The organism is Microbacterium sp. ISL-59, from assembly GCF_018613945.1.
Classification (GTDB): Bacteria; Actinomycetota; Actinomycetes; order Actinomycetales; family Microbacteriaceae; genus Microbacterium; species Microbacterium oxydans_B.
This window is the reverse complement of the sequence record NZ_JAGGPG010000002.1, coordinates 503,265-515,781: the sequence shown is the minus strand read 5'-3', so window position 1 is coordinate 515,781 and position 12,517 is coordinate 503,265. Positions and strand designations below refer to the sequence as shown.

Annotated in this window: 10 protein-coding genes; 4 read left to right on the top strand and 6 right to left on the bottom strand. The window is 68.7% G+C overall.

From position 1 onward, the window contains the following. Positions 1 to 37: 37 nt before the first annotated feature. Genes J7E45_RS06655 through rhaS form a run of 4 tightly spaced genes read left to right on the top strand, consistent with a single transcriptional unit; the run spans position 38 to position 4,740 of the window. On the top strand, positions 38 to 1,567 hold the full coding sequence (locus J7E45_RS06655; RefSeq protein ID WP_215068026.1) for a sugar ABC transporter ATP-binding protein: 1,530 nt from the start codon (positions 38 to 40) through the stop codon (positions 1,565 to 1,567). Then, positions 1,564 to 2,592, top strand: coding sequence for an ABC transporter permease (locus tag J7E45_RS06650; protein ID WP_091035687.1), 1,029 nt, complete (start codon positions 1,564 to 1,566; stop codon positions 2,590 to 2,592). Before J7E45_RS06655 ends, J7E45_RS06650 begins: the two co-directional genes overlap by 4 nt. After that, positions 2,589 to 3,641: an ABC transporter permease gene (locus J7E45_RS06645; protein ID WP_215068024.1), complete on the top strand. Its 1,053-nt coding sequence runs from the start codon at positions 2,589 to 2,591 to the stop codon at positions 3,639 to 3,641. Before J7E45_RS06650 ends, J7E45_RS06645 begins: the two co-directional genes overlap by 4 nt. A 55-nt stretch (positions 3,642 to 3,696) precedes the next feature. Then, positions 3,697 to 4,740 (top strand): rhamnose ABC transporter substrate-binding protein, encoded by a 1,044-nt coding sequence (gene rhaS / locus J7E45_RS06640; RefSeq protein WP_215068022.1) that lies wholly within the window; start codon positions 3,697 to 3,699, stop codon positions 4,738 to 4,740. Between the two features lie 219 nt (positions 4,741 to 4,959). Here the strand turns inward: rhaS and J7E45_RS06635 are convergent, their stop codons facing one another. From J7E45_RS06635 to J7E45_RS06610, 6 genes are all read right to left on the bottom strand, one after another. Further along, positions 4,960 to 6,357: a rhamnulokinase family protein gene (locus tag J7E45_RS06635; protein ID WP_215068020.1), complete on the bottom strand. Its 1,398-nt coding sequence runs from the start codon at positions 6,355 to 6,357 to the stop codon at positions 4,960 to 4,962. Positions 6,358 to 6,463: 106 nt separating this feature from the next. After that, entirely contained in the window at positions 6,464 to 8,500 is a 2,037-nt protein-coding gene (locus J7E45_RS06630) for a bifunctional aldolase/short-chain dehydrogenase (protein ID WP_215068018.1), read from the bottom strand. Positions 8,501 to 8,594: 94 nt separating this feature from the next. Next, the gene (locus tag J7E45_RS06625) at positions 8,595 to 9,356 is read right to left on the bottom strand and encodes a DeoR/GlpR family DNA-binding transcription regulator (RefSeq protein WP_215068016.1); all 762 of its coding nucleotides are present in this window, start codon (positions 9,354 to 9,356) and stop codon (positions 8,595 to 8,597) included. Between the two features lie 34 nt (positions 9,357 to 9,390). Beyond that, positions 9,391 to 10,800: a hypothetical protein gene (locus J7E45_RS06620; protein WP_215068013.1), complete on the bottom strand. Its 1,410-nt coding sequence runs from the start codon at positions 10,798 to 10,800 to the stop codon at positions 9,391 to 9,393. Between the two features lie 44 nt (positions 10,801 to 10,844). Beyond that, positions 10,845 to 12,011 (bottom strand): L-rhamnose isomerase, encoded by a 1,167-nt coding sequence (gene rhaI, locus J7E45_RS06615; RefSeq protein ID WP_215068012.1) that lies wholly within the window; start codon positions 12,009 to 12,011, stop codon positions 10,845 to 10,847. Continuing rightward, positions 12,008 to 12,406 carry an L-rhamnose mutarotase gene (locus J7E45_RS06610; protein ID WP_215068011.1) on the bottom strand — a complete coding sequence of 133 codons (399 nt, stop codon included), beginning with the start codon at positions 12,404 to 12,406 and terminating at the stop codon, positions 12,008 to 12,010. The genes rhaI and J7E45_RS06610 overlap by 4 nt, the downstream gene beginning before the upstream one ends. Positions 12,407 to 12,517: the final 111 nt, after the last annotated feature.

Here is a 12,517-nt window from a genome sequence, read left to right as displayed (position 1 = left end):
TCCGCACAATCATCCCCCTCAACGGAGAGGAAAGCCCGTGGTCGACGAAGCACCCGCCCGCAGTGCTCCCCCCACCGCGCTCGAGCTGCACCGTGTCGTGAAGTCCTTCGGGCCCGTCATCGCGCTGCGCTCCGGAAGCCTCACGCTGCAGTCGCGGTCCATCCACGCCCTCATCGGCGAGAACGGCGCCGGCAAGTCGACGCTCGTGAAGATCATGGCCGGGCTCTACCGCCGTGACTCGGGCGACTTCCGTCTGCACGGCGAAGACGTCGACTTCACGAGCACCGCCCAGTCGAAGGCCGCGGGCATCGCGGTGATCTACCAGGAGCCGACGCTCTTCCCCGACCTCTCGGTCACCGAGAACATCTTCATGGGTCGCCAGCCGACGGGTGCTCTCGGTCGAATCGACCGCAAGGCCATGCGCACCGAGGTCGACCAGATCTTCCGTCGCCTCGGCGTCGCGCTCGATCCCGACCGCATCACCGAGGGCCTCTCGATCGCCGACCAGCAGATCATCGAGATCGCGAAGGCCATCTCGCTCGACGCCAGTGTGCTGATCATGGACGAGCCGACCGCTGCGCTCAGCGGCGTCGAGGTCGATCGGCTGTTCGCGGTCGCGCGGAGCCTGCGCGACGAGGGCCGCGCGATCCTGTTCATCTCGCACCGCTTCGACGAGGTGTTCGACCTGTGCGACACGGTCACCGTCATGCGCGACGGTGCCTACATCGACACGACGCCCATCGCCGAGACCACGGTCGACGACCTCGTGCGGCAGATGGTCGGACGCGACGTCACCGAACTCTTCCCGAAGCAGGCGGCCGAGATCGGCGAACCGCTCCTCGAGGTGCGCGGGCTCACCAGCCCCGGCGTCTTCCACGACATCTCCTTCACGGTGCGCGCGGGCGAGATCGTCGCGCTCGCCGGACTCGTCGGCGCCGGCCGCAGTGAGGTCGCCCGGGCCGTGTTCGGTGTAGACGGCTACCGCGAGGGCGAAGTGCGGATGCTCGGCGCCGGTGTGCCGCGCCGCAACCCCACCGCCGCCATGCGCAACGGCCTCGCCCTCGTGCCGGAGGATCGGCGCAAGCAGGGCCTCGTGATCGATGCGAGCGTCGGCGGCAACATCACCCTCGCCATCCGTCGCAATCTCGCCAAGTGGGGCCTGATCACCACCGGCATGGAGAACCGTGCGGCGAAGATCTGGGCGTCTCGCCTCGAGGTCAAGACGCACGCGCTCGACACCGTGGCCGCCACCCTCTCCGGCGGCAACCAGCAGAAGGTCGTGCTGGCCAAGTGGCTGGCTACCGACCCGCGAGTGCTCATCATCGACGAGCCGACCCGAGGTATCGACGTCGGCACCAAGTCCGAGGTGCACCGGCTGCTCTCGCAGCTGGCGGGCGAGGGGATGGGGATCCTGATGATCTCGTCCGAACTCCCCGAGGTGCTCGGCATGGCCGACCGCGTGCTCGTCATGCGCGAGGGCCGGATCACCGCCGAGCTCGACCGTGAGGACGCCACCAGCGAAAACGTCATGTTCGCCGCCACGCACGCATCGGAGCAGCACGCATGAGCACCACGGCACTGGCCGCACCGGCACCCGCGTTCGCGAAGAAGCCCGGCGGCATCGGACGCGCGCGCGAACTCGGCATCTTCGCCGCCCTCGTCCTGGTGGTCGTCGCGGCCACCGTGAAGAACCCGAACTTCCTGTTCAGCGCCGACGGGTGGCGCGACCTGCTGCTGACGCCGTCGATCCTCGTGCTCGTGGCCGTCGGACAGGCGATCGTCATCATCACCCGCAACGTCGATCTCTCGGTCGGCTCGGTCATGGGGCTCACCGCATTCCTGACCGGACGGCTCTTCATCGACGTGCCCGGCATCCCGATCCCGATCGTCGTCATCGCCGCCGTGATCTTCGGCGCTCTCCTGGGGCTGGTGAACGGCGCGCTGGTGGCCTTCGCCAAGGTGCCGGCGATGGTGATCACGCTGGGCACGCTGTATGCCTACCGCGGCATCAACGTGCTCTGGACCGGCAGCGACCAGGTGCACCCCTCCGACCTCCCGAAGGACTTCCTGCGCCTGGGCACGCAGCAGATCCTCACGATCCCGGTGCTCTCCATCGTCGCGATCATCGTGCTGGCGCTCGCCGCCTGGTACATGCGCAACACCCGCGGCGGCCGCGAGTACTACGCGATCGGATCCGACCCGGGAGCCGCCGAACTCTACGGCCTCAAGACCACCCGCCGGGTGCTCAGCGCGTTCGTGCTCTCCGGGGCTCTGGCGGGACTCGCGGGTGTGTTCTATGTGACGCGATACGGATCGGTGAGCTCGCAGGTCGGGTCGGGCTGGGAGCTGGATGCCGTGGGTGCGGCCGTCATCGGCGGTATCGCCATCACCGGCGGCGTCGGATCCGTGTGGGGTGCGGCCATCGGCGCGATGCTGCTGATGACCATCAACCGGGCCCTGCCCATCCTCGGCATCCCCGATTTCTGGCAGCGCGCCGTGGTGGGCGTGCTCATCATCGGAGCGATCGTGCTCGACCGGCTGCTCGCCGTACGACAGAAACGGCAGCTCATCGAGGCAAGGGACGAATCATGACCACGACGACCACCACCTCCGGGGTCCGGGTGATCCGGGACTACGACCGGCCCCTGTGGCGGCGCATCCTCATCAACCGCGAGTTCGCGACGATCGGCCTGCTCGTGCTGGTCGTGCTCGTGTCCGTCGTGACGATCCGCGGGTTCGCGCAGCCCATCACCGTCAACTACCTGCTGCTCGACGTCGCCCCGATCCTGCTGATCGCCCTGCCGATGACCCTCGTCATGATCACCGGCGAGATCGACCTCTCGGTCGGTTCGATGGTGGGCCTCGCCAGCGTCGTCACAGGTGTGCTCACCGAGTCGGGCGCGCCGTTCGAGGTCGCCGCCCTCGCTGCGCTCGCCGTCGGCATGATCGGCGGAGCGTTCAACGGCTTCCTCGTCACGGTCGTCGGGCTGCCATCGCTCGCCGTCACCATCGGCACGCTGGCGCTGTTCCGCGGACTCGCGGTCGGCCTGCTCGGGACCACCGCGGTGACGGACTTCCCGGAGATGTGGACGGCACTCGCGAAGGCGAAGATCGCCGGCACCACGATCCCCTACATCGTGATCCCGTTCCTGATCCTGCTCGCGATCTTCGTGGTGATGCTGCACTTCACCCCGTTCGGCCGGGGGATCTACGCGATCGGCCTCTCGAAGGACGCGGCCCGGTTCTCGGGTGTGCACGTCGAGCGGACGAAGTTCATCCTCTTCATGCTGTCGGGTGTGGTCGCGGCGTTCGCCGGCATCTTCTACACGCTGCGCTTCGGCAGCGCCCGCGGCGACAACGCCACCGGGCTCGAGCTCCAGGTCATCGCGGCCGTGGTCCTCGGCGGCGTGTCGGTGTTCGGCGGCCGTGGGCATCTGCACGGTGTCGTCGCGGCGGTGCTCCTGATCGGGGTGCTCGGCAGCGGGCTCCGTCTCGCCGGAGTCACCTCCGACGTCATCAACATCATCACCGGTGGCCTGCTGATCTTCTCGGTCGTCGCAGCCAGCGTCCTCGCCTGGGCGCAGCGCGTCCGTGCGAAGGCCGGACCACCGCCCCGCGTCGCAGCCTCTCCCGCACCATGAGGCAGCCTCTCGCCGTCGGCATCCGCCCGCGGTGATCATCACGAAAGGAAGAACAATGACGTTTGCACGCAAGAGGGTCTCGGCGTTCGCCGCCGTGGCCGTCGCCGCAGCGCTCGTGCTGACCGGCTGCGCCGACACCGGCAGCGGGTCGGGCGACGCAGGCTCCGGAGAGGGCGGCGGATCCGACAACCTGTCGATCACGTTCCTGCCCAAGAACCTCGGAAACCCGTACTTCGACACCTCCAGCGAGGGTGGCAAGAAGGCCGTCGAGGAGTTCGGTGGCACGTTCGCCGAGGTCGGCCCGGCCGAGGCCACGCCCGACGCCCAGGTGAGCTACATCAACACCGCCACGCAGCAGGCGGTCGGCGCGCTCGTCGTCTCGGCGAACGACCCGAAGGCCATCTGTGACGCGCTCAACGAGGCACGGGACGCCGGAGTGAAGGTCGTCACCTTCGACTCCGACACCAACCCCGAGTGCCGCGACCTGTTCATCAACCAGGCCGACTCCGAGGGAATCGCCAAGGTGCAGATCGATCAGATCGCCGAGCAGATCGGCGGAGCGGGCGAGATCGCCGTGCTGTCGGCATCGGCCAACGCCACGAACCAGAACGCCTGGATCGAGCTGATGAAGGAGTACGTCGCGAGCGACTACCCCGACATCACGATCATCGAGACCGTCTACGGCGACGACGAAGACCAGACGTCGTTCGACAAGACGGCGGCCCTGCTGCAGAGCCACCCCGAGCTGAAGGGCATCGTCTCGCCGACCACGGTCGGTATCGCGGCAGCGGCGCGCTACCTCTCCACGTCGGACTACAAGGGCAAGGTCGCGCTGACCGGGCTCGGCACGCCGAACCAGATGCGCGAGTACGTGGAGGATGGCACCGTCACCTCGTTCGCGCTGTGGAACCCGGCCGACCTCGGCTACCTCTCGGCCTTCGCGGCCAAGGCACTGGTCGAGGGCGACATCACCGGCAAGGAGGGCGACACCTTCGAGGCGGGCGACCTCGGCGAGTATGAGGTCGGCGCCGACGGCGTGGTCCTGCTGGGAGACCCGTTCGTGTTCAACGCGGACAACATCGGCGACTTCGACTTCTGAGTCGCCTCGCGAGAGGGCGTCGGGGCTTCGGCTCCGGCGCCCTCTTCACGTGTGGCTCGGGTCCTCTTCGCGTACGCCCCGGGGTCTCTTCGCGTGGGCCTCGGCGTCGGGCGGACTTCTCGGCGATGGGCGGAGGTCTGCCCCGCGATCGTCCGCCCGACGGCGAGAACTCCGCCCGAGGCGTGGACCCCGCGGAGCGCGAGAGCGGGTCGGCGCGGGTCAGCGCGGGTCGAAGCGCGTCGGAGCGTGCGTCGCGGCGACCACGGCGCGCAGCTCCTCGAGCGACGCGGGTGCGGCGCCGAGGGCCCGGGCCTGGACGAGCACGTTGCCGAGAGCCGTCGCCTCGACCGGACCCGCGAGCACCGGCAACCCCGTGCGGTCGGCCGTGGCCTGGCACAGGAGTCGGTTGAGCGATCCGCCGCCCACGAGATGGATGCTGTCGAGCTCGCGGCCGGAGAGGTCCGCGGCCGTCTGCACGGCGTCCGCGAAGGCCACGGCGATCGACTCCACGATCGAACGGGTGAACGCCGGTCGTGAGCTCGGGGCATGGTCGCCGAGGACTGCCGCGATCCGCCCTGGCATATCGCCGGGCGCACTCAACGACGAGTCGTTCGCATCGAACACCGGCACGTCGCCGGTGACTGCGGATGCCGCGGCGAGCAGCTCCGGCAGATCGATGCGTGAACCGTCTTCGGCCTCCCAGGCGCGCACGGTCTCGCTGAGCAGCCAGAGGCCCGTGACATTGTGCAGGAACCGGTACCGACCGTCCACGCCGAGTTCGTGGGTGAAGTTCGCGGTGCGAGCGGCATCCGTCAGTACCGGCTCCGTGAGCTCCACGCCGACCAGGCCCCACGTGCCGCAGGAGATGTACGCGGAGTGCGGTGTCGACAGGGGAGCGGCGACGACGGCCGATGCGGTGTCGTGCGAGCCGACCGCGATCACGGGCAGGTCGATGCCGATGGTCGCCACGAGCTCGGGCCGAAGGCGGCCGATGGTCGTGCCGGGATCGACGAGCGGCGGCAGGATGCGCGACGGGATGCCGAGGCGACCGGCCAGCTCGTCGTCCCAGTCGCCGGATTCGACGCCCAGCAGCCCGGTGGTCGAGGCGTTCGTGCGCTCGGCCACCGCGACACCGGTGAGCAGGAAGGCGATGAGGTCGGGGATCAGGAGCGCAGTATCGGCCTTGGCGAGTCGTTCGTCGACGCGGTACTGGTACAGCGTGTTGAACGGCAGGAATTGCAGGCCGTTGCGCTGATACAGCTCGGCGAACGGCGCGATCGCGTGCACTTCGTCGACGCCACGCGCAGAGCGCTCATCGCGGTAGTGGAACGGCTCTGCGAGCAGCTCGCCGTCTTTCAGCAGACCGTAGTCGACGGCCCACGAGTCGATGCCGATGCTCTCGATGCGCGGCTCACGGCGCACGGCCTCGGCGAGTCCCGCCACGACGTGGTCGTACAGGGCGCCGAAGTCCCAGTGCAGTCCGTCTGCGCGCTCGACCGGTCCGTTCGGGAACCGCGACACGAGCTCGAGGTCGAGTTTCCCGTCGCCGATCCGCCCGATCATCACGCGCCCGCTGGTCGCGCCGAGGTCGACCGCCGCGACCGCTCGGACGCTCATCGGGGTTCTCCGTTCGTCGAGTGCACGGCATCCGCCCGAGTGCACGGCTGGTCGACGTGAACAAGGCGTGCACTCGGCGCGAAGCCGTGCACTCGACGGACGGGAGTCATCGCAGGAACGCCGCGGCGACGCCGGAGTCGACGGGGATGTGCAAGCCCGTGGTGCGGCTGAGTTCGGGGCCCGTGAGCACGTAGACCGCGTCTGCCACGTTCTCGGGGACGACCTCGCGCTTGAGGATCGTGCGGTTGGCGTAATACTGGCCGAGGTCCTCTTCCGCGACACCGTAGGTCGCTGCGCGGTTCGCGCCCCAGCCCGAGGCGAAGATGCCGGAGCCGCGCACGACGCCGTCGGGGTTGATGCCGTTCACGCGGATGCCGAACTCGCCGAGCTCGACCGCGAGCAGGCGCACCTGGTGGGCCTGGTCGGCCTTGGTCGCCGAGTAGGCGATGTTGTTCGGACCGGCGAAGACCGAGTTCTTCGACGAGATGTAGATGATGTCGCCGCCGAGCTTCTGATCGATGAGCACGCGTGCTGCGGCCTTCGACACGAGGAACGAGCCCTTGGCCATGACGTCGTGCTGCAGATCCCAGTCCTTCTCGGTGGTCTCCAGCAGCGGCTTCGAGAGCGAGAGCCCGGCGTTGTTCACGACGAGGTCGACACCGCCGAACGCGAGTACCGCCTCGTTCAGCGCGGCCTGCACGGCATCGGCATCCGCGACGTTCGCGGCGACGCCGATCGCGACATCCGTGTTCCCGAGTTCCGCGGCGGCGGCCTGGGCCTTCTCGAGGTCGAGGTCGGCGATCACGACGCAGGCACCCTCGGCGGCGAGGCGGGTGGCGATGGCCTTGCCGATGCCGGAGGCGGCGCCGGTGACGAATGCGATGCGGCCCTGGTGTGTCTTCGGCTTCGGCAGGCGCTGCAGCTTGGCCTCTTCCAGTGCCCAGTACTCGATGCGGAACTTCTCGGCGTCCGAGATCGGCGCGTAGGTTGACAGCGCCTCGGCGCCGCGCATCACGTTGATCGCGTTGACGTAGAACTCGCCGGCGACCCGGGCGGTCTGCTTGTTCGCGCCGTAGGAGAACATGCCCACGCCGGGGATCAGCACGATCAGCGGGTCGGCGCCGCGGATGGCGGGCGACTCGGCGGTGGCATGAGCGTCGTAGTAGGCCTGGTAGTCGGCTCGGTACTGCTCGTGCAGCTCGTGCAGACGGGCGATCTGCTGCTCTGCGGAGGCCGTGGCCGGCAGGTCGAGGATCAGCGGCTTGACCTTGGTGCGCAGGAAGTGATCGGGGCAGCTCGTGCCCAGGGCGGCGAGTTCGGGCGCCTTCTCGGATGCCAGGAAGTCGAGGACCACGTCGGCGTCGGTGAAGTGTCCGACCATCGGCTTGTCGGTCGATGCGATGCCGCGGACGGTCCCGGCGAGGGCGGCTGCGCGCTCGCGGCGCTCGTTCGCGGCCAGGGTCTCGAAGCCGGAGCGGACGCCGCCGAACGGCTGGGCCTTGCCGTGCTCGGCGATGTATGCGGCCGCGGTGTCGATGATCCACAGCGAGTTGGCCTCGGCCTCTTCCGAGGTGTCGCCCCAGGCCGTGATGCCGTGGCCGCCGAGGATGGTGCCGATCGCCTGCGGGTTCTGCTTCTTGATCGCGGCGATGTCGAGTCCGAGCTGGAAGCCGGGGCGACGCCACGGAACCCACACGACCTTGTCGCCGAAGATGGTCGCGGTCAGCGCCTCTCCGTCGGCGGCCGTCGCGATCGCGATGCCGGAGTCGGGGTGGAGGTGGTCGACGTGCGCAGCATCCACGAGCCCGTGCATCGCGGTGTCGATCGAAGGTGCGGCGCCGCCCTTGCCGTGCAGGCAGTAGTCGAACGCGGCGACCATCTCGTCTTCCCGGTCGATGCCGGGGTACACGTCGACCAGCGCGCGCATGCGGTCGAGGCGCAGCACAGCGAGGCCGCTCTCCTTCAGGGTGCCGAGGTCGCCACCCGAGCCCTTCACCCACATGAGCTCGACGGGCTGCCCCGTCACGGGGTCGGTCTCGGTGCCCTTGGCGGAGGTGTTCCCGCCGGCGTAGTTCGTGTTCTTGGGGTCGGCGCCGAGGCGGTTCGACCGAGCGATCAGGGCGGCGGCAGTGGGGTTCGTCATGACTCTCCAAGACAGGGGCGATGCACACGACCATGTGCACTCATGCTGTTACTTCTTGTGAAAGATAACATGAAACTACGTCAAGATGAAGTGGTCAGAGGATGTCAGCGGTCTGCCGGAAGGCGTTGAGCCGCTCGTCTCCCGGGTCGAGTTCCGTGATGAGCACCGAGATCTCCTCGCGTTCCAGTGCGCGGGCCACCGAACGGCGCTCGAGCTTGCTGGAGTCGATGCACACCACCGTTGTGCCGGCGTTCGCGGCCATCGCCTGCTTCAGCTCGGCCTCATCGACCGACACCTCCGAGGTGCCGTCCGCGCTGTCGAGTGCATCCGCCGACGAGAAGAAGATGTCGAAGTACACCGACCGCATGCTCCGGCGCGCGATCGGTCCCACGAGGCTGCCGGTGGTCGGCTCGGCCGTCCCGCCGGAGATCACCGCTGTCACGCCGTCGAGTGGTTGCAGCAGTTGGAACGACTCGAACGAGTTCGTGTACACGGTGAGTCCAGTTCTCGGGCCGATGATCGAGGCCAGCATGTTCACCGTCGAGGAGGCATCGAGCGCGATGCTGCCCTGAGCGGGAACGAGCCGGAGCGCTTTCTCGGCGATCGCCCGCTTCGCGCTCGCGCGGATGGCCCGCCGCGCATCGAACGGGCGAGCTCGCGGAGCCGCGGTCGCCCCGCCGCGCACGCGCCGCACGCGCCCCTCGGCCTCCAGCTCGAGCAGGTCGCGCCGGATCGTCATCGACGACACGGAGAAGAGCTCGGCGGCGGCCTCGATCATGACGCCCTGAGGGCTGTTCGCGAGTTCGACGAGTTCGTCTCGGCGGCGCTGCGCCTCGAGATTGCCGGAAAGAGCCATGGGAGGAATCTATCCGGTGCGTGCGAGGCCGACGCTATCGGGTGCGACGTCGACGTGCCGCGACGGACAGCGGGATGAGGATGACTCCGAGCGCGGCCATGAGCACGCCCGCCAGGAGTGCCGGGAGCGGCTCCGACCCGCTGTCCGCCAGGACGGGGCCGCCCGTCGGCGACGGATCGGGCGTGGCCGGTGCGGCGGCGAAGCCCACCGATGTCGCCGCGGGCGCGAGCAGCCCGGTGAGTTCGTAAGCGACCGGATCGAGGACGTACTCGCCCCCGGACGAGACGAGGTCCAGCGCGAGCGAACACGAGACGTCCGTCGGTCCGAGGCTGCCGCGACCGACGATGCTCGCCGACGTCACGTCGAGCGCGCCGTTCGGGCAATCCGTCTCGATGGCGGGGTCGTCCGCGGGAACGAGACCAGCGGGCAGGGCGAGGCCGAAGCGCCATTCCGGTTTCGCCCCGCTGGGCATGATGGGCGATCCTGCGAGATGCGTATTGGTGACGGTGAGCAGGAGGCGGGCCGGCTGGTCGGCGGCGTAGGCGTCGCCGCTCGGGGGCGCCGCGATCACCGCATCGAGCTGCGGAGTCGTGTCGATGAGGGCGAGGTTGTCGAAGGCGTTGTCATCGCCACCGCCTCCACCCAGGGTGTTGAGCAGCGCCACCTCCATGCTCGTCGACCGCGCCAGCAACGAGGTGCGTCCGCTGAAGGTCCCCACGTTGTTCCCGTTGATCTGATGGACGGGCAGATCGCACGCGGCGATCGGGCCGGGAAAGGCGTCGACCGGAGCGGACGCGCCGTCGTCCAGGCGCAGTGCCAGGTTGACGGGGTTCGTGGTCCAGCAGTTCGCCTGGGCCACATCGATGGTCGCCGTGTAGTAGTGCCCGACGGTCACCGGCACCACGGTCGCGGCCATCACTCCGGCCGGCGAGTCGCCCTGCGTGTAGGAACTCACCGCGTGGTTCGCTCCGGGTTCGGGGCGGGGCACTGCGGGATACGGGTACTCCGGATCGGATGCCCACGCACCCAGCGTCTCGGCGAGACCGCGCGACTGGTTCCACCCGCTCTGCTGGCAGTCCGCCGCCTGGGAGGCCGTGGGAAGGGTCGAGACGTCATCACCGGCGACGATGAGCCCGTTGCAGAATTGGCCGTTCCAGGCCGGGTCGGCCCGGTACAGCTCCCCGTTGCGGCCGACGTATCCCGGCACCGGCGGGGCGATGCCGTCGTCGTAGTCCGCGATCGTCTGCACGAACTCCGGTGTCGCCGGAGGCACGGGGCCCTCGAAGCCCTCGTACAGCACCACGGTCGGCGCTCCCATGACTCCCGGCGACCCCGGTGCGGCAGTGGCAGTCGAGGCGCCCGACGCGATGATCACGCCGAGCGCCGCGGTCGCTCCCACGACAGAGAGCGACCGGCGGACGCGTGACCTGCGAAGGGCCGGCATGCTCCGAAGATACGCCGCGCCTTCTCCGCTGTCGACGGGTGTGGTCAGGCGCCCCAGCCGGCCTGCACGCCCCCGACACGGTCGGCGGCGATCTTCTGCTGGTAGCCGGACGCAGCGTAGGCGGCCATCGGGTCGGCGGCCAGACCGCGCGACTCGCGCCACTCGGCCAGGGCCGGGCGCACGTCGGTGTAGAACGCATCCATGAAGACGGCGTTCGCGGCGAGCACGTCGCCCGACTTCTGCGCGGCGGTGAGCGCATCGTGGTCGACGAGCAGCGCGCGAGCGGTCATCTCCTGCACGTTGAGCACCGAGCGGATCTGGCCGGGGATCTTGTCCTCGACGTTGTGGCACTGGTCGAGCATGAATGCCACATCGGGGTTGTTGAGGCCGCCACCGCGGATGACCTCGAACAGGATGCGGAACAGCTGGAACGGATCGGCTGCGCCGACGATCAGGTCGTCGTCGGCGTAGAAACGCGAGTTGAAGTCGAACGAGCCGAGCTTGCCGAGGCGCAGCAGCTGCATCACGATGAACTCGATGTTCGTCCCGGGCGCGTGGTGACCGGTGTCGAGGCAGACCATGGCCTTGTCGCCGAGGGCGCTGACCTGCGCGTAGGACGTGCCCCAGTCGGGAACATCGGTGTGGTAGAAAGCCGGCTCGAAGAACTTGTACTCGAGCACCAGGCGCTGGTCGTCGCCGAGGCGTGCGTAGATCTTCTGCAGCGACTCCTGCAGGCGGTCCTGCCGGCCGCGGAGGTCAGCCTGGCCCGGGTAGTTCGAGCCCTCGGCCAGCCAGATCTTGAGGTCGCGGCTGCCCGTGGCATCCATCACATCGATGCAGGCGAGGTGGTGGTCGATGGCCTTCTGGCGGACGTCTGAGTCTTCGTGGGTGAGGGCGCCGAACTTGTACTCGTCGTCCTGGAAGGTGTTGGAGTTGATGGTGCCGAGCGTGACGCCCAGGTCTTCGGCGTGCTTACGCAGATCGTCGTACGAGTCGACGAGGTCCCACGGGATGTGCAGCGCGACCGAGGGGGCGAGGGCGGTGTACTTCTGTACCTGCGCCGCATCGGCGATCTTCTCGAACGGGTCGCGCGGGGTGCCGGGGGCGCCGAACACTTTGAACCGGGTGCCCGAGTTGCCGAACGCCCAGCTGGGCAGTTCGATGCCCTGCTTCTCGAGGGTTGCGAGGTGGTCGGGGGAGAGGATGCTCACGATGCACTGCTTTCTGAGTCGTTGCGGGAGGTGGAGTCGTCGTCGGATGCTGCGTGCCCGCCGGCGGTGGCGAGCTGGTCTTCGAGGTGGAACACCTCGGTGAGTGCGGTGGCGGCCTGGTCGGGCCGACCATCGAGGCCCTGGAAGAACCGGCTCATCTCGGCCTCCCACCGCGCGGCGACCGGAGAGGCGGCGAGGTACGCCTGGGCGGCGGCATCGTCATCGGTCTCGTAGTAGCCGATGAGGGTGCCGTGGTCACCGAGGAACAGTGTGTAGTTGCGGCGCCCGGCGGCGGCGATCTCGGCCAGCATCTCCGGCCACACCGGAGAATGCCGAGCGAGGTACTCGTCGAGCAGCTCGGCACGGATCTGCAGCTGGAAGGCGACGCGCGTCATGGGGCTCCTCTGCCGTGGTGACGGGAAGATCTGAATCGTTTCAATACTCATGCTACGCAGGGCTCCGGCTGCCCGTCAAGCCGGAGCTTCGACGATCGATTGCCGTACACT